At 63.1% G+C, this 25493-nt stretch carries 30 protein-coding genes and 1 riboswitch; of the genes, 15 read left to right on the top strand and 15 right to left on the bottom strand.

Translation table 11 applies throughout. From position 1 onward, the window contains the following. Positions 1-52: 52 nt before the first annotated feature. On the top strand, positions 53-1387 hold the full coding sequence (locus C0456_RS15825; RefSeq protein ID WP_291054078.1) for a lytic murein transglycosylase: 1335 nt from the start codon (positions 53-55) through the stop codon (positions 1385-1387). 19 nt (positions 1388-1406) lie between these two features. On the opposite strand, the gene C0456_RS15820 is transcribed toward C0456_RS15825, so the two are convergent. Beyond that, positions 1407-2678 (bottom strand): MFS transporter, encoded by a 1272-nt coding sequence (locus tag C0456_RS15820; protein WP_291054076.1) that lies wholly within the window; start codon positions 2676-2678, stop codon positions 1407-1409. A 136-nt stretch (positions 2679-2814) separates the two neighbouring features. Here C0456_RS15820 and motA point away from each other — a divergent pair, with 136 nt between their 5' ends. Beyond that, complete coding sequence (motA, locus tag C0456_RS15815; RefSeq protein ID WP_291054074.1) at positions 2815-3693, top strand: flagellar motor stator protein MotA; 879 nt, start codon at positions 2815-2817, stop codon at positions 3691-3693. Between the two features lie 71 nt (positions 3694-3764). Then, a complete protein-coding gene (locus tag C0456_RS15810) occupies positions 3765-4295 on the top strand; it encodes a hypothetical protein (protein ID WP_291054072.1) in 531 nt (176 codons plus the stop codon). 120 nt (positions 4296-4415) lie between these two features. On the opposite strand, the gene C0456_RS15805 is transcribed toward C0456_RS15810, so the two are convergent. After that, a complete protein-coding gene (locus C0456_RS15805) occupies positions 4416-5135 on the bottom strand; it encodes a SprT family zinc-dependent metalloprotease (RefSeq protein WP_291054070.1) in 720 nt (239 codons plus the stop codon). Positions 5136-5310: 175 nt separating this feature from the next. Between C0456_RS15805 and C0456_RS15800 the strand changes: the two genes are divergently transcribed. The 4 genes from C0456_RS15800 to C0456_RS15785 all read left to right on the top strand — a co-directional run bounded on the left by C0456_RS15800 (position 5311) and on the right by C0456_RS15785 (position 8883). After that, a complete protein-coding gene (locus C0456_RS15800; RefSeq protein ID WP_291054068.1) occupies positions 5311-6951 on the top strand; it encodes a hypothetical protein in 1641 nt (546 codons plus the stop codon). Between the two features lie 95 nt (positions 6952-7046). Further along, on the top strand, positions 7047-7871 hold the full coding sequence (locus C0456_RS15795) for a TIGR00282 family metallophosphoesterase (RefSeq protein ID WP_291054066.1): 825 nt from the start codon (positions 7047-7049) through the stop codon (positions 7869-7871). Between the two features lie 164 nt (positions 7872-8035). Beyond that, positions 8036-8407, top strand: coding sequence for a DUF4168 domain-containing protein (locus C0456_RS15790; protein ID WP_291054064.1), 372 nt, complete (start codon positions 8036-8038; stop codon positions 8405-8407). A gap of 158 nt (positions 8408-8565) precedes the next feature. Beyond that, complete coding sequence (locus C0456_RS15785) at positions 8566-8883, top strand: YkgJ family cysteine cluster protein (protein ID WP_291054062.1); 318 nt, start codon at positions 8566-8568, stop codon at positions 8881-8883. Positions 8884-8991: 108 nt separating this feature from the next. Here the strand turns inward: C0456_RS15785 and C0456_RS15780 are convergent, their stop codons facing one another. From C0456_RS15780 to C0456_RS15770, 3 genes are all read right to left on the bottom strand, one after another. Beyond that, positions 8992-9765, bottom strand: coding sequence for a hypothetical protein (locus C0456_RS15780; protein WP_291054060.1), 774 nt, complete (start codon positions 9763-9765; stop codon positions 8992-8994). A gap of 39 nt (positions 9766-9804) precedes the next feature. Then, the gene (thiC, locus tag C0456_RS15775) at positions 9805-11700 is read right to left on the bottom strand and encodes a phosphomethylpyrimidine synthase ThiC (RefSeq protein ID WP_291054058.1); all 1896 of its coding nucleotides are present in this window, start codon (positions 11698-11700) and stop codon (positions 9805-9807) included. After that, on the bottom strand, positions 11697-12128 hold the full coding sequence (locus tag C0456_RS15770) for a hypothetical protein (RefSeq protein ID WP_291054056.1): 432 nt from the start codon (positions 12126-12128) through the stop codon (positions 11697-11699). The genes thiC and C0456_RS15770 overlap by 4 nt, the downstream gene beginning before the upstream one ends. Then, positions 12124-12222, bottom strand: a riboswitch (TPP riboswitch). Its footprint overlaps the gene before it by 5 nt. Positions 12223-12340: 118 nt before the next feature. On the opposite strand from C0456_RS15770, the gene C0456_RS15765 reads away from it, so the two are divergent. From C0456_RS15765 to C0456_RS15755, 3 genes are all read left to right on the top strand, one after another. Then, positions 12341-12574: a hypothetical protein gene (locus tag C0456_RS15765; protein WP_291054054.1), complete on the top strand. Its 234-nt coding sequence runs from the start codon at positions 12341-12343 to the stop codon at positions 12572-12574. Between the two features lie 113 nt (positions 12575-12687). Next, positions 12688-13035 (top strand): metalloregulator ArsR/SmtB family transcription factor, encoded by a 348-nt coding sequence (locus tag C0456_RS15760; protein WP_291054052.1) that lies wholly within the window; start codon positions 12688-12690, stop codon positions 13033-13035. Further along, complete coding sequence (locus C0456_RS15755; RefSeq protein WP_291054050.1) at positions 13032-13493, top strand: SRPBCC domain-containing protein; 462 nt, start codon at positions 13032-13034, stop codon at positions 13491-13493. The genes C0456_RS15760 and C0456_RS15755 overlap by 4 nt, the downstream gene beginning before the upstream one ends. A 7-nt stretch (positions 13494-13500) precedes the next feature. On the opposite strand, the gene C0456_RS15750 is transcribed toward C0456_RS15755, so the two are convergent. The 4 genes from C0456_RS15750 to C0456_RS15735 form a co-directional block, all read right to left on the bottom strand. Continuing rightward, on the bottom strand, positions 13501-14385 hold the full coding sequence (locus C0456_RS15750; RefSeq protein WP_291054048.1) for a hypothetical protein: 885 nt from the start codon (positions 14383-14385) through the stop codon (positions 13501-13503). Positions 14386-14470: 85 nt separating this feature from the next. Further along, positions 14471-14812 (bottom strand): ArsC/Spx/MgsR family protein, encoded by a 342-nt coding sequence (locus C0456_RS15745; RefSeq protein ID WP_291054046.1) that lies wholly within the window; start codon positions 14810-14812, stop codon positions 14471-14473. A gap of 101 nt (positions 14813-14913) precedes the next feature. Next, complete coding sequence (locus tag C0456_RS15740) at positions 14914-15153, bottom strand: DUF2164 domain-containing protein (protein WP_291054044.1); 240 nt, start codon at positions 15151-15153, stop codon at positions 14914-14916. Further along, positions 15150-15899 (bottom strand): phosphodiester glycosidase family protein, encoded by a 750-nt coding sequence (locus tag C0456_RS15735; RefSeq protein ID WP_291054042.1) that lies wholly within the window; start codon positions 15897-15899, stop codon positions 15150-15152. The genes C0456_RS15740 and C0456_RS15735 overlap by 4 nt, the downstream gene beginning before the upstream one ends. 110 nt (positions 15900-16009) lie before the next feature. Here C0456_RS15735 and C0456_RS15730 point away from each other — a divergent pair, with 110 nt between their 5' ends. Further along, positions 16010-18244: a fused MFS/spermidine synthase gene (locus C0456_RS15730; protein ID WP_291054040.1), complete on the top strand. Its 2235-nt coding sequence runs from the start codon at positions 16010-16012 to the stop codon at positions 18242-18244. Positions 18245-18255: 11 nt separating this feature from the next. On the opposite strand, the gene rlmN is transcribed toward C0456_RS15730, so the two are convergent. Further along, positions 18256-19425 (bottom strand): 23S rRNA (adenine(2503)-C(2))-methyltransferase RlmN, encoded by a 1170-nt coding sequence (gene rlmN, locus C0456_RS15725; RefSeq protein WP_291054038.1) that lies wholly within the window; start codon positions 19423-19425, stop codon positions 18256-18258. Positions 19426-19613: 188 nt separating this feature from the next. On the opposite strand from rlmN, the gene C0456_RS15720 reads away from it, so the two are divergent. Then, positions 19614-20249, top strand: coding sequence for an OmpA family protein (locus tag C0456_RS15720; protein ID WP_291054036.1), 636 nt, complete (start codon positions 19614-19616; stop codon positions 20247-20249). Between the two features lie 74 nt (positions 20250-20323). On the opposite strand, the gene C0456_RS15715 is transcribed toward C0456_RS15720, so the two are convergent. Continuing rightward, complete coding sequence (locus C0456_RS15715; RefSeq protein WP_291054034.1) at positions 20324-20839, bottom strand: invasion associated locus B family protein; 516 nt, start codon at positions 20837-20839, stop codon at positions 20324-20326. Between the two features lie 126 nt (positions 20840-20965). On the opposite strand from C0456_RS15715, the gene C0456_RS15710 reads away from it, so the two are divergent. Both C0456_RS15710 and C0456_RS15705 read left to right on the top strand, forming a co-directional pair. Continuing rightward, positions 20966-21592 (top strand): sigma-70 family RNA polymerase sigma factor, encoded by a 627-nt coding sequence (locus C0456_RS15710; protein ID WP_291054032.1) that lies wholly within the window; start codon positions 20966-20968, stop codon positions 21590-21592. Positions 21593-21681: 89 nt separating this feature from the next. Beyond that, positions 21682-22356, top strand: coding sequence for a ChrR family anti-sigma-E factor (locus tag C0456_RS15705; protein ID WP_291054030.1), 675 nt, complete (start codon positions 21682-21684; stop codon positions 22354-22356). A 4-nt stretch (positions 22357-22360) separates the two neighbouring features. Here C0456_RS15705 and C0456_RS15700 read toward each other — a convergent pair whose 3' ends face one another. The 3 genes from C0456_RS15700 to C0456_RS15690 are packed head-to-tail and all read right to left on the bottom strand — an operon-like array spanning position 22361 to position 24080. After that, positions 22361-22891, bottom strand: a complete 531-nt coding sequence (locus tag C0456_RS15700) for an RNA methyltransferase (protein WP_291054028.1) — start codon at positions 22889-22891, stop codon at positions 22361-22363. Next, on the bottom strand, positions 22891-23211 hold the full coding sequence (locus C0456_RS15695) for a hypothetical protein (RefSeq protein ID WP_291054026.1): 321 nt from the start codon (positions 23209-23211) through the stop codon (positions 22891-22893). The genes C0456_RS15700 and C0456_RS15695 overlap by 1 nt, the downstream gene beginning before the upstream one ends. Beyond that, entirely contained in the window at positions 23208-24080 is an 873-nt protein-coding gene (locus C0456_RS15690) for an isoaspartyl peptidase/L-asparaginase (RefSeq protein ID WP_291054024.1), read from the bottom strand. The genes C0456_RS15695 and C0456_RS15690 overlap by 4 nt, the downstream gene beginning before the upstream one ends. Positions 24081-24177: 97 nt before the next feature. On the opposite strand from C0456_RS15690, the gene C0456_RS15685 reads away from it, so the two are divergent. Next, on the top strand, positions 24178-25167 hold the full coding sequence (locus C0456_RS15685; RefSeq protein ID WP_291054022.1) for an NADPH:quinone oxidoreductase family protein: 990 nt from the start codon (positions 24178-24180) through the stop codon (positions 25165-25167). Between the two features lie 83 nt (positions 25168-25250). Here C0456_RS15685 and C0456_RS15680 read toward each other — a convergent pair. After that, positions 25251-25493, bottom strand: a 243-nt coding sequence (locus C0456_RS15680) for a hypothetical protein (protein WP_291054020.1), incomplete at its 5' end; no start/stop codon positions are given.

The following is a 25493-nucleotide window of genomic DNA, read 5'->3' as shown; positions in this document are numbered from 1 at the left end:
CCGAGTCAAGAACGGTAACTGCGGCGAGAAAGCCACCGAGAGGGTAAAATCCATGATTATCACAGGATTGGCTCAGTCAAAATGGATGGGAATTGCCGTTGTCTGCGGGGCGCTGGCCTCCTGCGCGGCCGGGCCGCAGGCCCCTTCGCCAAAGCCCCCGGTGACCGGAACGCCCTCTCCGGCGCCTGAAACCGGGCCGATTGTCTACAGATCCTCCGGCCATGCCGCGATGGATGCCTGGCGGAACGATTTTTCCGCCCGCGCGATGGCGGCAGGCCATGACCGGGCGATCGTCAAATCGCTGCTGGAGAATATCAGCCCGATCACGATGTGGCTGGGCACCGCCGACACCTTGCAGACCCAGACCGCGCCAAGTGATCAGGCCGAATTTGCCAAGCCAATCTGGGACTATCTGGCCACGCCGCTGGGCAATACGCGGATCACGCAGGGCCAGCAGAAACTCGCCTCCACCCGCGCGACCCTGGATGCCATCGAGGCCGCCTATGGGGTCGACCGCTCGGCGCTGCTGGCGATCTGGGGGATGGAGACCAATTTCGGCGGCTTCATCGGCCGGGATGATGCGGCCAACGCGCTGGCCAACATGGCGGTGGAAGGCCGGCGGCGGAACCTTGCCGAAACGGAACTCTACGCCCTGATGAAAATCCTCAAGGATGGCGACGCCCGCCGCGGCGACCTGATCGCCGGCTGGGCCGGGGCGATGGGGCAGACCCAGTTCATGCCCTCCACCTATGTGGCGCATGCGGTCGATTTTGACGGCGATGGCCGCAAGGATGTCTGGAAAAGCGAAGCCGATGCGCTCGCCTCGGCCGCCAATTATCTTGCCCGGTCCGGATACATGAAGGGTCAGCCCTGGGGCATCGAAGTGCTGACACCGGAAGGATTTGACTTCAGCCTGGCCGACGGCAGCGAACGCCGGATGGCGACCTGGGTAGCGGCCGGTCTTTCCCCGATCCGGGGCGGAAACTTTGATACTGGCGGGGCAGATTTCGCAGAACTCTGGCTGCCGGCCGGGGCGAGCGGGCCGAAATTCCTGCTGTTCAAGAATTTCAACGTGTTCAAGACCTATAACCGGGCCGATTCCTATGCGCTGGCGGTGGGACTGTCCGGCGACATGATCGTGGGCAAGGGCGGCCCGGTGGCGGCTTGGCCGAAGCATCTGCCGCCACTGACTGTGGCGGAAGTGCGTGAGCTTCAGACCAGCCTCAACGCCCTTGGCTATGATGCGGGCACGCCGGATGGCATCGCCGGCCGGCGGACGAAGACCGCGCTGCAGAACTTCCAGAAGGCGCGCGGCTTCCTGGCTGACGGCTATCCGACGAAGGAAATGCTGGAGGCTGTCCGGTCGGGCGCGCCAGCCATCAACTGAGGCAAGGTCCGGGGCGGCGTCAGTCGTCGTCCCGGATCTCGCCGAGACCGTCCTTCATGCCAAACCGGGCATAGAGGAACATGGCGATCAGCATGCCTGCGCAGAGATAGAAGGGCAGTTCGCGGCTGACATATTCGTAGAAAAACAGCCCGAAGAAGGGCGTCACGATATAGCCCATGCCATTGGCCGAGATGACGAGCCCGGCGACATTTCCCTGAAGCTGGGGCGAGACGGCGAGCGAGGCCCCGCTGGAAAAGCCAGGCCGCGCAAGGCCCTGGCCAAGGCCGATCAGGAATTGCGACAGGATGAGGCTCGCAAAATCATTGGCAAAGACAATCATCAGTGTGCCCATCAGTAGCGGCACGCAACCCACCCACATCAGCGTCTTGTTGCGCAGGTGCAGGCGCGGAATGATCACGAGCTGGGCAAGCAGCACGGCCACCGCGCCGACCGTGAAGGCCGGGCCGGTATATTGAGCCGCCTCGCGGCCCGAGACGCCGAGCTTGTCCATCACCGCGAAGACGAACACCTGGGTCAGCACGCCGGTGACCAGCGACATGGCCACGGCATAGACGAGGAAGGGCAGGACCCTGTCTGAGTGCCAGAGGCCTTTGGCGCCGATCTCGGCATCGATCTTGACCGCGTCGGCTACTGGCGCGCGGGTTTCCGGCAGGCGCCACCAGACCAGCGCGGCCATCGTTCCGGCGAGCAGCGCGGTTACCAGGGCAGGGGAGAGGATGCCGACCCAGGCCACCAGCGCGGCGGCAAAGGCCGGGCCAATGACACTGCCCACGCTGAAGCCGGAGGAGAGGAAGGCAATCTCGCTCTGGCGCTCTGCCTTGCTGGTGCGATCCGCCACATAGGCCTGCGCGGCGGGGTTTGCGGCCGAGCCGATCAGGCCGAACAGCGAGCGGGCGAGGGCAAGGCAGATGAAAACGGCGATGATGTTCGTCATGATGCCGGAAAGGGCGAGCCGGCCGGTCAGCCAGATGAAGAACATGGACGCTGCGTAGCCAGCCAGGCCAATGGCGGCGACCTTGCGGCGGCCCCAGAGATTGGACCGCTTGCCCCAGAAGGGCGAGGTCAGCGACCAGAGGAGGGCCGAGAGCGAAAACACCGCGCCCGCCATCCAGTCCGGCATCTGCATTTCCCGTGTCAGCTGGGGCAGCACCGCGGCGAGCAGCATCGTATTGCCGGCACCGATGGCCATGAGGGCGAAGAAAAGCAGGATGAAGGCGCCCCGGCGATCCGGGCGGGACTGATCGGGCAGCCGGTCATTTGTGCCTGGCATGAGTATGTTTTCCGCTCCCCACGGATTTTGCCGAGTGCGGTGCGCCCGAATATGCCCCTTGTGAACGTGGCTTTAAGACGCGCCGGGCATGAAGGGTAGGCTCAGCTTCTGAGTCTTGAAAGGGAAATGACGCGCGGTGCTCCAACTTGCCGGTCTTGTCATTGTTCTCCTGCTGGTGGGAGGTGGGCTGGCGCTGACCGGCGGGCCAGCGGCGATGCATGCGCTGCCGTTTGAGCTGGCGCTGATCGGCGGGGCGGCCATCGGCACAGTGATGCTGGCAAATTCGCCGGCCGTGGCGCGTGAGGCGCTGGCGGGCTTTGTGCGCGCCTTCAAGGGCGCGCGCTGGAAGAAGGCCGACTATGCCGATCTCTTCACCCTGACCGGCGGCCTGATGCGGGCTGTCAAACGCCGCGGCTTTGTCGCCATCGAGGCGGACATCGAGCGGCCGGAGGAATCGGCGCTTTTCCAGGCCGCGCCGCGCATTCTGGAAGATGCGCCTGCGCGCACGCTGATCTGCGACGCCTTCCGCCTGATGGCGCTGGACCTCTCCGATCCTCAGCGGGCGGATCAGCGGATGATGGAAGCCATTGACGGGCATATGGCGCAGCGGGCCAAGGCGGTCGGCGCGCTGCAGACGCTGGCTGACGCGCTGCCGGCGCTGGGCATTGTGGCAGCCGTGCTCGGCATCATCCGCACCATGGGCGCCATCGATCAGGAACCGGCCATTCTGGGCGCGATGATCGGGGCGGCGCTGCTGGGCACATTCCTCGGCGTGTTCCTGGCGTATGGGCTCGTCGGCCCGATTGCGGCGCGCTATGGCCAGATCGTGGAGGAAGAGGCGGTCTTTCTCGAAACCATCCGTGTGCTCATCCGCAGCTTCGGGGAGGGCGCGGCGCCCTCGCTCGCCATCGAGATGGCGCGCACGACGCTGCCCCTGGCGCTGCAGCCGGATGTCGCCGGGATGGGCGGGGCGCCGGTCACCCCGCTGGCGGGCGCGCGAAGACCAGCTGCCTGATTGGCGCCGGGAGGCATAGAGGCTAGGCTCGCCGGCGAACCGATCCAATCTGTACAATGAGGCTGTCGCCCATGTCCCGCTTCGATGAACTTGTGGCCACTGTCGAGGTCTATCAGGCCCTGGCAGAGGAGAATTACAACCGTATCCGGCGCCTCGCTGAAGAGGTCCGCTCGGGGCTGTGTGACTATCTGGGCGCCAGCGATGGGGTGTGCGTGCATCTGGTGCCGCCCGCCGGCCCGTTCGAGCCGCGCTCCTATGGTGACCAGGCGTTCTCCATCCCGCCGCGTGGCTTCCGCCCGCTGGGGCCGGTGTCGTTTGGTCTCGCCGTGCGGGTTACCAAATCGCAGGACTGGCTGAGGCTGGCGCTGCACTGCCGCAAAGCCGGCGAGAGTTTCATCGTGCATATCGAGGAGGGGGCCGAATATGAGTTCCGTCTGCCGATCAGCGAGGAAGATGCCCGGCCTTTCAATGCGCATATCTTCGAGCACATCCAGGACTGGTTCAAAGAGAATATCGAACGGTATCGCGAAGGGGCGTATGGCGCCCGCGCGATCGGGTTTGAGTTCTCCCTGCCTGAGTCCAAATCCAAGCTGGATATCTGAATACCCATAAAGGACCTAAATACTCAGGCGTTCAGGCAGGCTTCGGTCTGGAATCAGTATTCTCCCTCTTGGGGAGAAAATTTATTTCCGGTTTTTGCAGAAAATCCGTCTTGACACGGATTATTCACCAGCGGCCTGAAGTTCTGCCCCATGAACGCGCAGCCAGGATCTGTGGCGCTTCCAGTCGGGGCAGCATTTGGCCACCAGAGACCAGAATTTGTTCGAATGGTTCATCTCCTTGAGGTGGGCGCACTCATGGGCTGCCACATAATCCAGCACTTCGGGCGGGGCCATGATCAGGCGCCAGGAGAAAGAAAGCTGGCCATCGGAGGTGCAGGACCCCCAGCGGGACCGTGTATCCTTGACGGAAATCCCTTTATATTCAACGCCAAGCGTTTCGGTGTGGCGTTTGACAGCGCGCGCCAGATCGGCGCGTGCCTGCTTTTTCAGGAACCGCTCGACCCGCATATGAATGGTCTCGGCATCCCCGGGAACATACAGGATTTTCGGCTCACCGGCAGTAAGCTTCGCGAGCCGGCCTTCGCCCTCACCCGAAATCTGACAGGGAGACCCCCTGTAATTGAAAACCGCGCCATCCTCGAACCGAACAATCTCCGGAAGGTGTTGAAGTCTTGAGGAAATCCAGTCCACGCGCTCTGCTGCGAAGGCGGCCGCAGCCTCCATCTGACGTGGGCTTGGGGCAATCGCGACGGCCTCCCGGCGGCGCTCGTCCAGCCGGATAATCAGCCGCCTGGCCTTGGCATTGACCTCAAGGCGTACTTTCACCCGCTGACCGCCGGGTGCCTTCAATGTCATGGTCTGGCCATTGTTGTAGAGCATGTGTAAAGAATCCGCACTGAACACAGCGGCCACACCGCACCCCCCCAAACCGAAACCAGAGGGACATCTTATGAAGTATTTGCTCACCGGCGTGATCGCTATAACTTTGCTTACGGCATGTGGGCAGAAAGACAAGCCGAGTGGTGAGGCTGCTCTCGCGGCAGTTGAATTTGATGTGTCGAAACTTGCTGATGTCTCGCTCCGGAAAGGGGATGCAGCAACTGCCTCCCAGGCCCTCGCCGCTTTCTCCCTGTCTGAGTCCGGTTCTGGTATCCTGTCCTTTGACAGCAAGGACATCAGCGGCGACAAGGCCATCTTCACCAATGTGATCCTGTCCATCCCCCGGGACACCGGCGCCAGCGAGCCGCTCTATACCGATGAGGAAATCGCCGAACTCTTCTCCTATATGGACTATGACGGCGACGGCATTGCCGATGACGGCTCGGAAATGACGCTGGACGAATACAGCGCCAGCATGAATGCCACAGAGCCAGCCGGCCCGCCGCCTGTGGTCAAGGCTGCCAAGCTGGAATTCGACGGCCTCGGCATGATCAATGGCGCGGCGAACTTCTCGCTGATGCGCCTGTCCGACATCACCGTCACCCCGGTGGAAGGCTCTGAAGACCAGAGCAGGGGCACTGTGGGCAGCATTGAGCTTATCAACCCGTCTCCGGAAACGGCTGCCTGGGTCGCCAGCCTGTTCAGCCAGGGCGAGCCCGACGATCTTCCCGAAGGCGCAGCGCTGTCCTTTGATCGCTGGGCAATCAAGAATGTTGATCTCGACATCCAAGATGCCAGCGGCACGGGCGGCTTTGAGCTGGCCTCCTTCTATATTGACGGCCTGAAGGACGAGAAGGCCGGCAGGATGGGCCTCTCGAAGCTGAACTTCCAGTTCAGCGAGGAAACCTCCGGCGACGTGAACATCAAGCTGGACGGTTTTGGCCTTGCCGGTCTCGACTATGGCCTGATCGCCGCTGCTGCCAACAGCTCGGCCGATCCGACGGCCATGACCGAGGCGATGCAGGCCGATCCGGGCAATCCGGGCTTTGATGCCGCCGTGATGAAGGGCCTGAAGGCGGACGTCGTCGGGGCCAGCATCGACCTGGCTTCGTTCAACTCCTATGTCGGCCGTGACAAGCAGGGCCGGGCGACCAAGATCACCACCGACCCGTTCACCCTGACAGTGGCTGCCCGCGACAATCCCGATGGGGAGCAGTTTGCCGGCGCGCTGGCGACGCTCGGCTATGAGACGCTGACGCTGAGCGCTGCAGGCGAGCAGCTCTATGATCCGGATGCGGACATCGTGACCCTGCCGAAGGGCAAGAACTACTGGCAGCTTAACGATGGCTTCAAGCTGGACGTTTCGGCCAAGTATGAAGGCTCCAAGGCGATTGCTGCGGCTTCGTCTGCGGCGCAGCTGGACGCCAACCCCGACGCCATGATGGACGCGATGATGAGCAAGCTGGCCTTCCACCAGTTTGAAATCTCCTTCGCCGACAAGGGCTTCTTCAACCGCGCCCTCAACGCCTATGCGGCGCAGTCGGGTGAAGATCCGGCCAACCTGCGCGCGCAGATTTCCGGCGTGATGGCGATGGCGCCGATGATGGCGGGCAGCACTGGCATCGACGTTGCTGTGGTGACCGAGCTGGCAACGGCGATCTCCAGCTTCGTTCAGGATCCCAAGACCCTGACGATCAGCATGACGCCGCAAACGCCGGTAACGGCGCAGACCTTCGTGGATGCCGCGAGCAACCCGTCTGATCCGGCCAAGAAGCTGGACAAGACGAAGCTCGGCTTCTCCGCTGGCAACAAGTAAGCGATTGCCGGTCAAGGCATACTGGGAAGGGCGCGGGGCTGAATGGCTGCCGCGCCCTTTTCATTGAGGGATATTGGAGTCATAGGCTTGAACGCATGAGACTGGCGTTTTTCGGTGATGTTGTCGGCAAGCCCGGCCGGGCGGCGGTGCTGGAGCACCTGCCGGGCCTGCGCGCGCGTCTGCGGCTCGATTTTGTTGTGGTCAATGGCGAGAATGCCGCCGGCGGCTTCGGGCTCACCCGTCAGATTGCGGAGGAGTTCTTCGGCGCAGGCGCAGACTGCCTGACGCTGGGCGATCATGCCTGGGACCAGCGCGAAGCCCTCACCTATATTGAGCGGGAGCCGCGCCTGCTCCGCCCGCTGAACTATCCGGCAGCCGCTGGCGCGCCGGGGAAGGGGGCAGAGCTTTACATGCTGCCCGATGGGCGCCGGGTGGGCGTGGTGCAGCTTCAGGGCAATGTTTTCATGCGCCAATCGCTGGCCTGTCCGTTCACGGCGGCCGATGCGGCGCTCGACCAGATGCCGCTGGGCGCGGTGGCGGACGCCGTAATCGTGGACATGCATTGCGAGGCCACCAGCGAGAAGATGGCGATGGGCCATCATTGCGATGGCCGCGCGAGCCTGGTGGTGGGCAGCCACACGCATGTGCCCACGGCCGACACGATGATCCTCAATGGCGGCACGGCCTATCACACGGACGCCGGCATGTGCGGGGATTATGATTCGGTGATCGGTATGCAGAAGGAAATGTCGCTTTACCGCTTCACCACGCAGCTGCCGGGCGAGCGGTATCAGCCGGCGCTGGGCGAGGGCACGCTCTGTGGCACCTATGTGGAAACCGATGATCGCACGGGCCTTGCGCTGCGCGTGGAGCCGATCCGCATGGGCGGGCGCCTCAGCCCGCAGGTGCCAGAGCTTTAGCGTGTTCTGCTGAAGATGCTTCAGGACGCGCCTTCGTGTCCGGAATGTCATGACAAAGCTTTATATTAAAATCCCCTCAGAAAGCAGCGCGCGGGGTTGAGCCGCTGGCCGGCATTTGTTTGGTTGCGCCGGACATTTGCAGAGACCTGAGAGGAGATCATATCATGGCTCTACAGAAATTCCGGGCACGTACTGTTTCGGCAATGCTGGCGCTGGCCGTCATGGGCGGGGGCGCTGCCATCGCGCAGGGCACTGAAGCTGCGCCCGCCGCCATTGCGCCGATGACGGACGCCGAAGCCACCCAGTTCGTGGCCGCCAACAAGAAGGTGACGGAAGTTGCCAACAAGATGACGCTGGAGCTGCAGGCGGCCAAGAGCGAGGACGAGGCGGCTGCCGTTCAGGCCAAGGCCGAGCAGCAGATCACGGCCGCCATCCAGAAGGAAGGCATCACGCCCAAGCGGTATACGGAGATTATCCAGCTGGCCGAAACCGATGAAGCCACCCTTGCCAGGCTGCGCGCCAAATTCGGCAGCTGAGGCGGGCTGACCGCCAGAGTTTAGCCAGAGTTTTGGAGGGGCCGCTCCAGCCGGGGCGGCCCCTCTTGCATGCGAAATTGAGTTGGCGTAAATCGCGCGCCGCTGCCGGGAGCTGCGAGAGGCGCGGGCCGGGCGGTGGAGCCTTCTTTCGCAATCCCATGCCCGATGTGTCGTTTGACTGTGTGTCCTGCGGCGCCTGCTGTTTCAGCCGGAACCCCCGCTATCTCGAACTTCTCCCCTGGGACGCCGCCCGGTCCCTGCCGCCGGAGAGCCTCTTCACCGAAGAGGGGCGCACCTTCGTGCGCTTCGACTGCGGCCACTGCATCCACCTTGACCTGTCCAACGGCAAGGCCGCCTGCCAAGTCTACGAAGACCGCCCCGAAGCCTGCCGCGCCTTCCGTGCCGGGAGCTTTGAGTGCGTCAAGGCGAGACGCGCGAATGGGGTGATGGGTGCGAGGGCGCGGGACGCCCCGTAGGGCGGGTTAGCCGAAGGCGCAACCCACCATGGGGCGAGGGAACACGGTGGGTATCGCACCGCTCAATCCATCTGATGCGTGCTGCGAGTCGCGCTGCGTCTTCAATAGTTATTTCAGGTATGCCGCTATTGCGGCCACCTCCGTGTCCGGAATGTTCTTGAGGCGAAGGTAGTTGTAGATATGCGCGCCCATGCCCATGGGCGCCATAGCGTTGGGGATTGGATCTGTTACGCCCAGCACAGCAGTGCCCTCGAAGTTAAGGTACTCTCGGCGCGCAAGGTCGTGTATTTCGTACATTAGTTGGACAGTCATTCGGTCAAATGTTCCTGCGCCAAATGCGGTTTGCTTAAGGCCAAGCTGTTTTCTTTGAACCGCGACCTTAAACAAGACAAATTGGCGATATGTCAGGCTCTCAGCAGCTTTTGCTATTTGATGAGCCATTTCGACATTCAGTTCAGAATCGAATGCGGCATTGGCCAGAAACATTGCAAGGTATGGGATTTTCTTTTCCTCTGCTTCGCGTTGCGCCTTTAGAAGAATCGCTTCTGCGAACTCTTCCGATTTCTTTCGCCCGTTTTTGGGCTGGCTGAAGAAGTCATCGTTCCGAAGTGTCTCGCCATTTTTGATTCTCTGGTCGATTTCGACCGCGGCAATTGCCAGAGTAGCTCCTATTCGAGTCTTTTCACGTGGGCCAAGTAGGCGCTTAGAAATTTCAAGGCCAATGCCCTTGAGAACACGGGCGGCGACAACGCCCCCTGCAGCGCCGCCGACCACGCCGACTGGACCGCCAAGCAGGCCTATGGCTCCTCCAATTGCAGCGCCGCCAATATCAGAACCGGACGAAATCAAGTTATCGATTTTATCTTCTGGTTTGTCATTCATGCTCCACCCATCAGCAGGCTTTTTGTCGAAAGCACTACCCTAGTCTATAGCCTCGCGCTTCCGGCCGTCCTCGGAGAGATAAATCTCTCCGCCCTTGTCCAGAAACTCACGGCTCTTTTCTTCCATGCCCTTGCGCGCTTCTGCGGCCTGCCGCTCCAGGTCCAGACGTTCGTTCTCGGACATTCCGGCGGCGTAGTCGCGGACTTCGGCGGTGATCTTCATGCTGCAGAATTTCGGGCCGCACATGGAGCAGAAATGGGCGACCTTGTGGGCGTCTTTCGGCAGGGTCTGGTCATGGAAGTCGCGGGCGGTTTCGGGGTCGAGGGCCAGGTTGAACTGGTCTTCCCAGCGGAACTCGAAGCGCGCGCGGGAGAGGGCATCGTCGCGCAGCTGCGCGGCTGGGTGTCCCTTGGCGAGGTCGGCGGCATGGGCGGCGATGCGGTAGGTGATGACGCCGACCTTCACATCATTGCGGTCCGGCAGGCCCAGATGCTCCTTGGGCGTCACATAGCAGAGCATGGATGTGCCAAACCAGCCGATCATCGCTGCGCCGATGCCGGAGGTAATGTGGTCATAGCCGGGGGCAATGTCCGTCACCAGCGGCCCGAGCGTGTAGAAGGGGGCTTCGCCGCAGGCCTTGAGCTGCTTGTCCATGTTCACCTTGATCTTGTGCATCGGTACGTGGCCGGGCCCTTCGATCATCACCTGGCAGCCCTTGGCCCAGGCGATCTTCGTCAGTTCACCGAGGGTTTCGAGCTCTGCAAATTGCGCCGCGTCGTTGGCGTCCGCGATGGCGCCGGGGCGCAGGCCGTCGCCGAGGGAGAAGGAGACATCATACGCGCGCATGATGTCGCAGATTTCCTCGAAATGGGTGTAGAGGAAGCTCTCCTTGTGATGGGCGAGCATCCATTTGGCCATGATCGAGCCACCGCGCGAGACGATGCCGCAGACGCGCTTTGCGGTGAGGTGGATATAGGCGAGGCGCACGCCGGCATGGATGGTGAAATAGTCGACGCCCTGTTCGCACTGTTCGATCAGCGTGTCGCGGTAGACTTCCCAGGTGAGGTCTTCGGCGACGCCGTTCACTTTTTCCAGCGCCTGATAGATCGGCACTGTGCCGATCGGAACCGGGCTGTTGCGGATGATCCATTCGCGGGTGTTGTGGATGTTGCGCCCCGTTGAGAGGTCCATCACATTGTCCGCGCCCCAGCGGGTCGCCCAGACCATTTTCTCCACCTCTTCCTCGATGGAGGAGGCAACCGCCGAGTTGCCGATATTGGCATTGATCTTCACAAGGAAGTTGCGCCCGATGATCTGGGGTTCCAGCTCGGCATGGTTGATGTTTGCCGGGATGATGGCGCGGCCCCGGGCAATCTCTGAGCGGACGAATTCGGGTGTGATGAATTCGGGGATGTCGGCGCCGAAGGAATTGCCCTGGTCGATCTGGGCGCGGGCGTTTTCGAGGGCTTGCTGGCGGCCAAGGTTTTCCCGCTCGGCGACATAGATCATCTCCTTGGTGATGATCCCGGCGCGGGCGAACTCGTATTGCGTGACCATCTGGCCGGGCAGGCCGCGCAGGGGCTTGTGCTTCACCGGGAATTCTCGGGCGAGATATTTGCCGGTGGCGCCGCCATTGTCTTCCGGCTTTACATCGCGGCCTTCATATTCCTCGAGGCCGCCGCGCGCCAGCAGCCAGTCGCGCCGGTGGCGGGGGAGGCCCTTCTCCACGTCGATCTCGGCGGAGGGGTCGGAATAGGGGCCGGAGGTGTCATAGACGCGCACGGGCGGTTCGTTCGCCGACGGATGAAGGTCAATCTCGCGGTGGGGCACGGCGAGGCCCGGCGCGGGATGGGTGTAGACCTTGCGGCTGGCGGGCAGGGCGCCGGTGGTGACTTTGGGGGCGTCGAAATCGCCGGGCTTGGCTGGCTTGTTCATGGTGCGGACTTTCTCTTGTGATAGGTGAGGGCCATGGCGATGCAGTGACGCACGGGGGTGGCCGGAAGGGGCTGGCTGAGGGGGAGGCGGATTTCGCGGTTCCCGATAAAGGTGAGGTCATCGCTGTATCGCGCGCGCCCGTCTTCGATGAGCGAGGTCTGGCAGCTGACGAAGATGCTGGCAAATTCGGGACGTTTCGGCGACCAGGCGAGGCGGATCGTGGTGCCGCTTCTCGTGGCCTGTGTGAGATAGGCTGGCTCGGCCCATTTCAGGGTTTCGGTCAAAGCGCCCACCTCAGGAAGATTTGCCGCCGTTTCGAAGACCAGCTGGCGGATCGCAAGCAGGAATGCTCGCGCTGCCGGAGGATACCCGTCATATACTGCAGAGACGGCTGGCGTCATGGATGGCGGGAGGGCCGTGCTGGCCATTGGTTCACTCCGTCCCTCGCGCCGGCATGACCCGGATCAGGTTCAAAGGGTAACTCTCAGCCCGGCCCCATGCCGGACACCCCTCGGATGGCCATCAACATAGGCGAGATGCTGCCCGCGGGAAAGGGGGAAGACAAAAGCTGACCACGGGGAACCTTCGGGTGGCCTGCGCATTAACTAACCGCCATTGCCGGCCGAAGGGGGAGAGACAGATGAAAGCTTTTCACGCAGTACTGACCGCAATTCTGGTCCTGTTCTTTGCCGTTATGCTGATTTTCCGGTTGGCGGACGGGTCGTTCCAGTCGGCCGGCGCACGGATGGACCGGATGCTTGGCGCGGCTGCGACCGAAGCGAGCTCGGCCGCAGAAGACGTGGCCGCAGCCACTGACTCTGCCGTCCAGGATATCGCCGAAGATATTGCCGATAGGCGGGACGACGAGAACTGACCTGCTGTTTTGGGGACTGTGCCCGTCTTTGCCGGTGAACGCGGCGCACTTTAAAAGTTAGGCAATTTACTAAGTGACTTGACCGGTGCTGCGAGATCGAGTTACTTAGGTATATGCCTAACATTCTTTCCCCGGATTCAAATGCCCTCGATCGCGGCTTTCAGGCGCTCGCCGACGCAACGCGCCGGGGAGTTATCGCCCGCCTGGCGCAGGGCGAAGCGAGTGTCGCTGATCTTGCGGCGCCTTATGACATGGCGCTGCCCAGCTTTCTGCAGCATGTCCGGGTTCTCGAAGCGGCGGGATTGATCAGTACAGTGAAGACAGGCCGCGTTCGCACCTGCTGGCTGGAGGCCCAGCGCCTCGCCGCGCTGGATCAGTGGATTGCGGGCTATGAGGCCGCCTGGAACACGCGGCTCGACCGCCTGGGACAAATTCTTGAGACCAAAGGAGACACTCAATGAGCCATAAATCGATGGCCCACAGAACCGCCACGCTTGAGCGGACTTATGCGGCCAGCCCGGCGCGCGCATTTCATGCCTGGGCAAATCCCGATCTGCGGCGGGTGTGGGGGGCGCCTTCCGACGAGGTGGAAATCCGCAATGATGCATCAGATTTCCGGGTGGGCGGGGAAGACATTCAGACCTGTCTCGTGGAGGGGCATCCCGTTGCCACTGTGGTCGGCCGCTATCATGACATCGTGCCCGATGCGCGGATCATCTATACCGAAGTGATCCGGGATGAGGCGCAGCTGCAGGGCATGAGCCTCGTATCGGCAGAGTTCATTGCAGAGGGCAAGGGAACGCGCCTTGTGGTGACCCTGCAGACACTTGCCGTTGACGGATCAGATCTTCTCGCAGAGGCCGAGCTCGGCTGGACGAGCGCCCTGGACCGCCTCGGGGCCTTGCTTGTGACGGCTTAGCGCCCGCTCATTTCTGGCTGTTGAAAAAGAGGAGGATGGCATCCTCAATCTGGTAATCAGCCTGCGGACGGGCGAGCCATTCATGGCCGCCTGTGCTGGAGGTAGTTGCGACGAGGACGGAGCCTCCGGCGCAGTTTCGCGTCGTGGCCGTCATTCCCGGAACGGAGGAAGCGCGGGTGGGGGCGCCGCAGGCTTTCATCTCGGCAAGCTTTGCCTCTGCCTTCACGAAACCGAGATGGGGCTGCGTGCGCCAGCGCTCGGCCTTGTCATCGGGGTTCCCGTCATAGCTGAGCACCTCATCGTCCTGCGCATGATACATGAAGATCGACGTGCGCGCGGGCACATCCGGCTGGTCGGCGAAGATAGCCCCGCTGACCGGGGCGATCCCGCGCGGGGTGACCTTCATGGCCCCGGCCAGCCGGTAGGAAAGCATCGCGCCATTGGAATGGCCGGTCAGGAATATCCGGGCACGGTCGATGCCGAGGCGGCGGTCGAGGGCTTCGATGGCGGCGTCGGCATAGGCGGTCTCGTCAATGTTCCTGCGCTGGGCATAGGCGCAGCAATGGGCTGCGTTCCAGGTGCGCAGATTGTCTCCGCCCCGGCGGGAGGAGCCATTCATGTAGGCGACGGCGTAGCCCGCCTCAGTGAGCGTGCGCGTGAGGGTTTGCGATTTTCCGGCCATCCATTCTGCGCCCCCGCCGCCGCCATGGAAGACGAGCACCAGAGGTACGGGGGCCCTGGCGGGTTCGGGGGTGTAAAGGATGAGGTCCCGGGTCTCCCCGCCCGTCATCACCGGGAGCGTTTCGCCCCTGCCCGCCCGCGCGGGCGCTGCTGAGGCGCATCCGGTTGCCAGAGAGAGACTGAAAACACAGGCCGCAAGGAAAAGGCGCATGTAAAGCTCCGCAGAGAAGGACAGTTCAGGTCTAACGGATGCAGGCTGCTTTTCCGTCGCTTGCGGGCAAAAATGCGGGCATTTGTCAGCCGATCCGGGATTTCGTCTCCGCGCTCCAGCCCACGAGTACATCGTCGCCCGTCTCGATGACCGGGCGTTTGATCAGGGTGGGGTTGCCCAGGAGCAGGCCTTCCAGGGTGACACCGGAGGCGCGCGCCTTGTCAGCGTCCGACAGGCTGCGCCAGGTGGTGGAGCTGCGATTGACGAGTTTTTCGCCGACCGCCGCGATCCATCGGGGAAGTTTGGCGGGAAGGTCAGCCTCGGCGCGGATGTCGACGAACTCGGCGGGTTTCCCGGACGCTTCGAGTTCCTTGATCGCCTTCTTGCAGGTGTCGCAGTTTTTCAGGCCGTAAAGGGTGCGCGTCATGGGACATCTCTTATAATCTGGAACGGGTGTCTGGGCCGCAGATATGGCCGGGCTGGAGGATCTGCAACCTGCTCATCAGAGCTGTCAGCAGAGCTTAGCAGTCAGCCAGGATCGTCAACGAAAACTTCGCCGTCGAGGTCATCCAGGCGGCGCTGCAGATGCAGGCGCACGTCCTGGACCGCTTCGTTATAAACCGCCGGGCCGATCAGCGCCGTCATCCGGTCCAGCAGTTCGCCTGCCTGGAACTGGCTGAGGGTGATGTCGAAATCCTGCGATGCGAGCTTGCGCAGCTCATCGACAAGGCGCTGGCGGCGTTCCGGGGAGAGGACGAGTGTCTTCATTCCCGGACAACACCGACAATGGGGCCCATGTCCAGGCCGGCCTCGCTGCGCTCGAGCGCGGGTACGTAGACCTTTGAGACAGCCCCATCGAGATAGAGCGCGTTGGGTGTGCCAAGCTCGTCGCGGAAGAGGCGGGCGAAGGAATGGAAGTTCACGGACACATCGCTGATCACGAAATAGACATGGCGGCCATCTGCGCTGACGCCGACGCCGTTGCGGCGGCGCAGGCTCGTGCCATCCGGATTGAGCGCTGGGTGAAGCTCGCCATCGATCACCAGCATCGGGCCGGACTGGGTGGCAAAGCGCGGCGGGGCGTCCCTGAACATCTCGTCGAAGGCGAGGGTTTCGGAAACGCCCGCCCGGCCATTGTCGATCCAGAAGACGCCATTCGGCAGCATGCCGAAATTTCCGGGACCCGCCGAGCGCACCAGGCCCATCTCCGCTTCGCCGTCCTCGATATAGAGGCCAACGGGCCGGCGGTCGTCATGATACATACCAGCATTCATCGCGAAGACGAGATTGCCGCCCTTGGAGGCGACATGATTGGCCAGCCGGTCAAACTGACCGAAGGGCGCGCCCGTCTCGTCCCGCAGGAACAGGCGGATCGTATCCTGCGACGCATCGAACTCGCAGACGAGATAGGGAAGGTTTTCAAAGGTTTGCGTCTTGCAGGGGCCGTCTTCCGCGCTGCCGCAGGCTGAAAGAACCGCGCCGCAGAGGGCCAGAAGAAGGGGAGGCAACCGCATGTCCTGCAGGTTAATCATCGGCCGGGGATTCGCAACTGCGCCAAGTGCTTATGCTGTGAAAGCTGTCCTTTACCCCCCTTTGCTAGGGGTGGCGTCAAAGGGGTCTTCCGATGAACCAGTCTTCCGCCGTTCACGCGCCGCCGTCCGGCCCGCTCCTGCACAGGTTCGCCGGCGTGCCCTTTGTCGTCACGGTGTTCCTGTCTGCGGCGCTGGTCTTCCTCGTCCAGCCGATGTTTGCCCGTATGGCAACGCCGCTGCTCGGCGGGTCTCCGAATGTCTGGAACGTGTCGCTGGTCTGTTTCCAGGCAGCCTTGCTGGCCGGCTATGCCTATGCTCACCTGCTGACGCATCTGGTCAAAACCCTTTCCCGGCAGGTGATGGTGCATGGCGCGCTTCTGGTGGCCGCCGCGCTGGTTCTGCCGTTTGAACTCACGGGGCTGTTCGGCGATCCCGATCCCGCCCGCCCGGCGCTCTGGCTGATCGGGGTGTTTGCCGTCTCGATTGCGCCGCCCTTTGCGATCATTTCGGCGACCGCGCCGCTGATCCAGGCCTGGTATGCGCGCACCGGGCGGGAAGACGCCCACGATCCCTACCATCTCTATGCCGCCAGCAATGCCGGCTCTCTCCTGGGGCTGGCGGCCTATCCGCTATTGCTGGAGCCGCTCGCGCCGCTGGCAGGGCAGGCGATGGCCTGGTCTGCCGGATATGGCGTGCTGTTTGTGCTGCTTGTCGGCTGCGGCCTGCTCACGATGCGCGCTCCGGCCGAAGCTGCCCAAGCTATTGCCCCAAGTGACACGGCGGCCAGCGCAGTGCCCGCCCGCAGCCTCTGGCGCCAGCGTCTCTGGTGGCTCCTGCTTGCCTTCGTCCCGTCCAGCCTTCTGGTCGGCGTCACCACCCATATCGCCACGGATGTGGCCAGCGCGCCCTTCCTCTGGGCGCCTCCCCTGATGCTCTATATCGGCAGCTTCATTGTCGTCTTCGCCAAGAGGCCGCCGATCAGCCTGCCGGCCGCCATGTCCATTCTGCCGGTGTGTGCTGGGCTTGCCCTCTTTGTGCTGACGAAGGTGTCGGGCGTGCCGACCCTGCTCAGCTTCGCCGTCCATCTGATGGCCCTGTTCTTCGCCGCTGTCGCCTGCCATGGCCTCCTGGCGAATGACCGGCCGGAGACGGGCCGCCTCACCGAGTTCTATCTGCTGATGTCCCTCGGCGGGGTGCTCGGCGGCGCGTTCAATGCGTTGCTTGTGCCGGTCATCTTCACCACGGTTGCCGAATATCCGCTGATGCTGATCGCGGCGCTGCTGCTGATGCCCCAGCGTTATTGGCTTGGGCCGACCTGGATGATCGTGGTGGCGGCAGTTGCCGGCGGCCTCGCGATCATTGCGCAATATGTGTACGATGTTCCGGCCCTGGCGCGGGAGCCCAGCCGATCCTTCTTCGTGCTTCTGGTTCTGGCGCTGGTCGCGCTTTACGCCGTACGCCGCTCCCGGCTTGCCAGCGTCGGCGCGGCCGCCGCAATCTGGGCGATTGGCGCGGCGACGAGCCCGACGGTTGGCGCTTACTCAGAGCGCGGATTTTTCGGCGTCGTGAAGATCCATGACCGGGATGGCTACCGCGTGATGGTGCATGGCACCACGCTGCACGGCGCGCAGGCACTTGGGGAGGATGCCTGGCGGCCGGCCACCTATTATGCACCGGAAACACCCATCGGCCAGGTCTTTGCTGGCCATACGCGCCCTGGAAGGGTTGGTGCGTTGGGCCTCGGGGCGGGTTCTGTGGCCTGTTATTCCACAGAGGGGCAGCATTACACTTTTTTCGAGATCGACCCCATCGTCGCCCGTCTCGCCAGCGATCCGGAGCGCTTCACCTATCTTTCGGAATGTACGCCGGATGCGGACATTGTTCTGGGCGATGGCCGGCTCACCCTGGCCGCAGAGCCCGAAGGCGCGTTCGACATTTTGCTGATCGATGCCTTCTCGTCCGACTCGGTGCCCGCACATCTGATGACGCGTGAGGCCGTTGCGCTCTATCTCTCGCGCCTGAAGGAAGACGGTGTCCTGCTGCTGCACGTTTCCAACCGCTATATGGCGCTGGAAACGGTAGTTGGCCGCGTGGCCGGAGAGCTCGGCGTGCCCGCCCGGATGCAGTATCATACCGTGCGGGAAACGGGTTATCGTGCCCAGTCGAGCGTTGTTGTGGCCCTTGCCCGAAATGATCTGGCGCTGGCGCCTCTCGATTCCACGGGAGCCTGGAGCGTTCTGGAAAGCGATGGGGGCCGTGCGTGGACGGACGATTATTCCAACATTCCCGGCGCGATCTGGGACCGGCTGGTCCGCAAGCAACGCTGAGACAGCCGGTGCTAACCCTGCGCTTCTGAGCCGTCGGCGGCCAGGCGCTGCTTGCGCAGTTCGCTGGCACGCACCTTGACGCTTTCCGAGCGCAGCTGCCCGCAGGCGGCAAGAATATCCCGGCCCCGCGGCGTGCGGATGGGGGAGGCATAGCCCGCCCGGTTCAGCACTTCTGCAAAGGCCTCAATCGTCTCCCAGTCCGAACACTCATAGGGCGAGCCCGGCCAGGGATTGAACGGAATGAGGTTGATCTTCGAGGGCACGCCCTTCATCAGCTTCACGAGGTCGCGCGCTTCGGCCAGCGTGTCGTTGACGCCCTTCAGCATCACATATTCAAACGTGACGCGCTTGGAATTGCCAAGATCCGGATACGCACGGATCGCCTCGAACAGCGTTTGGATGTCATACTTGCGGTTGAGCGGAACAAGCTCGTTGCGCAGATCATCATTCGTGGCATGCAGCGAGATGGCCAGCATCGCGCCGGTGCGGGCGCCAAGCTCCGGGATCTTGGGAGCCACCCCGGCCGTTGAGACGGTGATGCGGCGGCGGCCGATGGAAATGCCGTCGCCATCGGAAATCGTGTCGATCGCCTCGGCCACATTGTCGAGATTGTAGAGCGGCTCGCCCATGCCCATGAACACGATATTGGTCAGGCGGCGGTCTTCATTGGAGGAGGGCCATTCGGAAAGCGCGTCGCGGGCGATGATGACCTGCTGGACGATTTCCTGCGCGGTGAGATTGCGGACCAGCGCCTGCGTGCCGGTATGGCAGAAGGTGCAGTTCAGCGTGCAACCCACCTGTGAGGAGACGCATAGCGCGCCCGCTTTGCCCACATCCGGAATATAGACGCTTTCGCCCTCGATACCGGGGGCGTAGCGTGTCAGCCATTTCTGGGTACCATCGCGGCTCACCTGATGATCGGCAATACCCGGCCGGTCGAGTTCGAACTTCTCGGCAAGCTGCGCGCGCAGATCCTTGGCGATGTCGGTCATCGCGGAGAAATCGGTTACCCCGAAATGGTGAATCCAGCGGCGCAGCTGGCGCGCGCGCATGCTGGCGGGCTTTGGCTCAAGGCCGAGGGCCTCCAGTTCCGCCTTGAGCGCGGGAACCGAAAGGCCCGTCAGGCGTTTCTTGCCAGGCACAGCGTCGTTACGGCGGCTGAGGTCGAGGGTTATTGTCATGGGCGGGCCTATAGCATGAGCAGGCGCACAAGGAAAACGGCGCGAACATGGACAGAGTTTAACGCGCCAGAGTTCGAAAATCCCTTCATTTTAGAGGGGAAATAGAAAATCCGCCGCCCAGTTGGCTCCCGTTCATATTGGTCATGCCACAGGCGGCACTGCAACTTCATCCACAGGGAGTCCTTCTCATGAAGAAATCAGTTCTCATTGCGGCCGCACTTATGCTGCCGTTCGTTCAAGCCTGCGAAACCGGCCCGAGCCAGCGCGTCCTGACCACCGGCGCTGCGGGCGCCATCCTCGGCGCGGGCGCCGGTATGATGGCAGGCGGCGACGACAAGCGGAACGCCGCCATCGGCGCGGCTGTCGGCGCCATCGCCGGTGCCTCGGTTGGGGTCTACATGGACAAGCAGGAAGAAAAACTGCGCCAGCAGACCGCCGGCACGGGCATCGAGATCGAGCGTCAGGGCGACCAGATTGCCCTCACCATGCCCTCGGGCATCTCCTTCCAGCAGGGCAGCGCGCAGATCCAGCCGGCCTTCTTCCAGACCCTGAACCAGGTTGCGGCCACGCTGAACGAGTATCCCTCCACCGCTGTGGACATCCGTGGCCACGCCTCGTCCGAAGGCGCCCGCGACTTCAACCAGCGCCTGTCGCAGCAGCGCGCCGACGCTGTGCGCAGCTATCTCGTCAACCAGGGCGTCCAGTCGGTCCGCATGTCGGCTATCGGCATGGGCATTGACTATCCGGTGGCAGACAACTCGACCGAAGCGGGCCGTTCTCAGAACCGCCGCGTCGAGATCATCCTGACGCCGGTTACCCAGTAATCGCGACAGGTTCAGCAAGCTGAACACTCAGGCGGCGGTCTCCTTCGGGAGGCCGCCGCTTTTGTTTGGGCCGGTCAGCGGCAGGCCTCTTCGGCCTTGGCAATCGCGTCGGCAGAGCCGCTGAGGGAGAAACGATAGGTCACATTCGTTCCGCGCGCCGACTGGGCCGTCACGGTCAGGCTTGAGCCTTTCTTCAGCGCGTCGACAATGCGCGGATCGTCGGCATCGTCGGCAAAGCCCTCGCGGCCGGAAACGAACATCTGCCAGGAGGACCGCCCGACCGTGGTCTTGGGCGCGTTGCTGGCCTTCAGGTCATAGGTCACGCGGAAGCTCGGCTGGTTCCTGGCCTGGCCGGACTTCCAACTCGTCACATAATACCACACCTCGCCATGCTTGACCGAGGAAGGCGCCTTGGAGCTGGCTTCCGTGGCCGCATAGCAGATCAGGTCGCCGCCTCTTTCCTCGGTAAAGACAGCCCAGTCCTTGAACCGCCCGAGCGCCTTTGGCTCAGCCGCAGCCCCGCCCGCAAGGGCCGCCGCCAGGATCACGAGACCGAGAGGCCGCGCGATGCGTGTCGTTTTATGTTGCATGTTAGATAAAATACTCACACAGTACCTCCGACGCTCCCAGATCCATACACCGGGGGCATACTCAAGCAAAACACCTGACACGAGCGTAAAAAGGAAATTACTAGCGCCATGGTTGCCTTGCGGTTCATGAAGACAGACAATGCGTGTTCGTATCCCCGAAAGGCCCGGCGCGTGTTTGACCATACCGTCCGCACAGCAGACCCGGTGATGCGGGAACGGCATGCAGACCAGATGGCTGCGATTGCCGAGCGCCGGTGCCGTAATGCGTTTTCTGAGTTGTTCAGCTATTACGCCCCGCGGGTGAAGGCCTTCATGCTGCGACTTGGGGCAGGGGACGCCGAAGCCGAGGAACTGGCGCAGGAAGTGATGATCGCCGTCTGGCAGAAGGCCGCGATGTATGACCGGCACCAGGCCTCTGTTTCCACATGGATTTTCAGGATCGCGCGCAATCGCCGGATTGATGCTCAGCGGCGCCAGCGCCGCCCGGAACTGAGCGCCGATGACCCGGTTCTGCTGCCGCCGGAAATCCAGGCCCCCGATGAAAGCCTTGCCCGCGATCAGCTCGACGCCATAGTGCGCGAGCGGCTGACAAACCTGCCCCAGGATCAGCTGATCCTCGTCCAGGCGGCCTTCTATGACGGGCTCTCGCATTCGGAAATCGCAAGGGCGTTCAATCTGCCGCTGGGCACGGTCAAATCCCGTATCCGCCTGGCCTTCATGCGGTTGAAAGGAGACCTTGAAGGAGGGGTCTGACCTGAAAACTGCAATCTCCGGCTGTGTCTGCTTGACGAAAGACCAAACCGGACAATGTTTGCCTAAAGGAACGAGACCTTCTGACGCCTATGACCGCTACCTCCCAAAACGCCTTCAGCGAACTTTACAGCGCCTATGCGGCGGGATGCATCGATCCTGCCTTTGCGATGATGCTGGAAGCGCAAAGCCTGATGCGGGCCGATGTGCGCGCCTCGGTGGCCGTGAGCGAGATGATCGCCGGCAACTTCTTCGAGGCGGCGCCCGCCGCCCGGATGAGCGAAGGCGCGCTGGCGCGCACGCTGGCCATGATCGATGCGCTGGAGGTTCCCGAAGACGTGCAGCGCGCTGCCGGCAAGTCGGCCGGAGACGCGCTCAATGAGCTGCTCGAGCTGCCCGAACCTGTCCGCTCTGCGGCGCTGGATGCTGCGGGCCGGCAGGGCTGGCAGATGCTTGGGCGTGGCCTCAAACGGCTCAGGCTGGATGTCGGCTCGTCCATGGATGTGGAGCTCTACCGGATCGCGGCTGGCTCCAGGATCCCGCGTCATTCCCATGGCGGGAACGAGTTCACCATGGTGCTTGCTGGCGGCTTTTCTGATGAGCGGGGCACTTACGGGCCGGGCGATGTCTGCCTGAACGGCCCCAATGATACACACCAGCCCGTCGCGGATGAGGATGAGGTTTGCTACGCCCTGGCCGTGCGCGATGGCGGGCTGCGTTTCACCGGCGTCATGGGCATGGTGCAGAGGCTGCTCGGCGTCCGCTGAAGGATCAGCTGGCCGCTTTCTTTCTGTCCGGACCCTGAACATGCTTGCGGCGCGCGCCATCCGGGCCGCCCGGCATGATTGGCCTTGGCCCATAGCCCCCCATCGACAGGTGACGGTCATACATCACCAGCGCGCCGGCAAGGCTGACATTGATGCAGAAACGGGTCGGGATCTTCACGACATGGGCGCAGCGCTCGAGCGCCGCATTGGACAGGTTGCCCTTCTCGGGGCCGAGGATATAGGCCGCCTGCGGAGGATGCCGGAAGACCGGCAGGTCCACAGCGTCATCGGTCAGCTCGATGCCGACCAGCTGGCAACCCTTGGGCAGCTGCATGTCGTCCAGCGAGTCCCACTGATAGTAGGGAATCTGGCCAGCGGATTTGGACGTGTCCGCAGCGTAGGCTTCCTTCAGGTTGCGCTCGGCATCAATCGAGAACACGAAGCTCGCGCCGAAGGCATGGGCCGTTCTCATCAGGGCGCCGAGGTTCATCGGCTTGGAAATACGTTCGGAGCCGATGGCGAAATAGCCCCGCATCAGAACGCCCCCAGCCAGAAGCGGCCGATGGCGACGACGACCAGCAGGGCAAGGGGCCCCGCCAGGGAGACACGGCGGGCGAGCTTCATATGGGCCAGCGGTTTGGGATAGTCCGTCTCCAGATATTTTGCCGCCTCTGTATCGGCAGGGCCGCGGCCCAGCGACAGGATCGCGGCGCGGTATTCGACATCATTCGGGCCCCCGCCGAACTTTGCCGCCAGCGCCCGGCGCAGAACCATGGAGATCATCACCCGCATCTGCGCGGCCAGCGCGATGGCGAAGACGATGATGACGGCGAGGGCCCAGAAAAGTACGGTCATAGGAAGGTTGCCACTTCGAAACGGCCTTTCCAGTCAGCCAGGCCGCGTTTCAGTCCGCTGGAATTGAACCCAGCTGCGAGATCGCCATTGGCGGAGACGCCGATCATGCCGCCATTGCCGCCGAGGCGTTTGACATCATCCAGCGCGCCGCTGAGGGCGGGGCCGAGCGTGGCGCCGCCATAGCGGATACGGGCGGAAACGTCTGCGGCAGCGTTGGCGCGGATGAAGTATTCGCCAAGGCCGGTGCAGGAGATGGCGCAGCGCTCGTCCGCCCAGGTGCCCGCGCCGATGATCGGCGTGTCGCCGATCCGGCCGGGGGTTTTGGAGAGGACGCCGCCGGTGGAGGTGGCCGCCGCCATGTCGCCATAGATGTCGAGCGCGACGGCGCCGACGGTGCCCATCTGGACGCTGCCATCCTGGACGGTGTCTTCATCGACGGCGCCGTAATAGCTGGCAGGATCGGTGACGCGGGCGAGGCCGGCGGCGCTGGCGATGGCCTCTGCGCCCTTGCCGACGATCAGGACGTTGGGGGTTTTCTCCAGCACCACTCTTGCCGCGCGGATCGGGCTTTCAAAGCCTTGCAGCGCGCCGACGGCGCCGGCATTGCGGGTGCGCCCGTCCATGATGGCGGCGTCGAGTTCCCATTCGCCTGCCGTATTCGGGCTGGCGCCCTTGCCGGCCACATAGAGGCCGGAGGCTTCCAGATCGATGACCATGGCTTCGACGACATCGAGCGCGGCTTCGCCGCCAGCGAGCGCCTGCGCGCCGCGTTTCAGAAGGCCCGCGATATGGGCTTCTTCCGGGGCGTAGTCGCGGCCGGGGATCGGTCCGGCGCCGCCATGGATGGCGATGGCCCAGATTTTTGACATCGCAATGGTTCCTTTCCCCTCGCGTAAGGCTTGGCGCCTGCTCGCGGCATGGCTACCGTCTGAAGGTCGAAACAACAAGCTTTGAAGGGAGAGGCATATGAAAGCCGTACTGTCGAAAGTGGTCGGTGGGCCAGAAACACTCGTGATCGAGGATGTGCCGGTGCCAACCCCTGGCAAGGGACAGGTTCTGGTGCAGGTGAAGGCCTGCGGGGTGAACTATCCGGACGTGCTGATCATCCAGGACATGTACCAGTTCAAGCCGCCGCGCCCGTTCTCTCCGGGCGGGGAAGTGGCCGGGATTGTCTCTGCCGTGGGCGAGGGAGTGGCGCATGTGAAGCCGGGCGACCGGGTGCTGGCCTCCACGGGTAATGGCGGGATGGCGGAATATTGCCTCGCCGCCGCACACGGCGTGATGCCGATCCCCGAGGGCATGCCGTTTGAAGAGGCGGCTGCCTTCCTGATGACCTATGGCACCTCCTATTACGCCATCAAGGACCGGGGCGACCCCAAGCCCGGCGAGAAGCTGCTCGTGCTGGGCGCGGCCGGCGGGGTGGGCATTGCCGCTGTTGAGCTTGGCAAGGCGATGGGCCTGGAAGTGATCGCGGCGTGTTCCAGCCAGGAGAAGGTGGATTTCTGCCTCTCCAAGGGCGCCGACAAGGGGCTCGTTTATGAGCGCGAACTGGACCGGGACGGGCAGAAGAAATTCTCCGAGGACATCAAGGCGATTTCCGGCGGCGGGGTCGATATCATCTATGACGGGGTGGGCGGCAATTATGCCGAACCGGCCGTGCGGGCGATGAACTGGGAAGGGCGTTTCCTCGTGATCGGCTTCCCGGCGGGCATTCCGAAACTGCCGCTGAACCTTACCTTGCTGAAAAGCTGCGATGTGCGCGGCGTTTTCTGGGGCGCGGCGGTGGCGCGTGATCCCAAGGCCCACCAGCAGAATGTCAAGGAACTGTTCGACCTCTACAAGGCCGGCAAGATCCGCCCGCACGTCTCCAATACCTATCCGATGGAGCAGGCGGCAGATGCCATCCGTGAACTGCAGGACCGGAAAGCGCAGGGCAAAGTGGTCGTGACGATGTAAACGCCAGCGCCTTTGCCCGGCGCAGCCCTCGGGCTGCCCGGCAAAAGTGCTGATCCCCGGTGATCCGGGGACGGAAAATGAGCTTAAGACGTGTCGGGGTGGGCCCATCCTTCTTGAGAGGGGGCCTGCCCCGATTGCGTTTGCGGCATGGCAGGCAGCAGGAGGGCGCGCGCAGGCGCAGGCGCCGGCGGGGTTTCCTCTTCGGCGCAGGTGGCCGCGAGCAAGGCGCGCGTCAGGCCTGACGTGTAGTCATAGCCGAAACGCTCATAGCTGACAGGGGCGGCCTCGCTGAAGGTAAAATCCGTAGGCAGATGGCGCAGGCGGAC

Origin of the sequence: Hyphomonas sp., assembly GCF_013823385.1 — a bacterium.
GTDB lineage: Bacteria > Pseudomonadota > Alphaproteobacteria > Caulobacterales > Hyphomonadaceae > Hyphomonas.
Note: the sequence above shows the minus strand (reverse complement) of the source record. Positions and strands in the feature narration are given on the sequence as shown.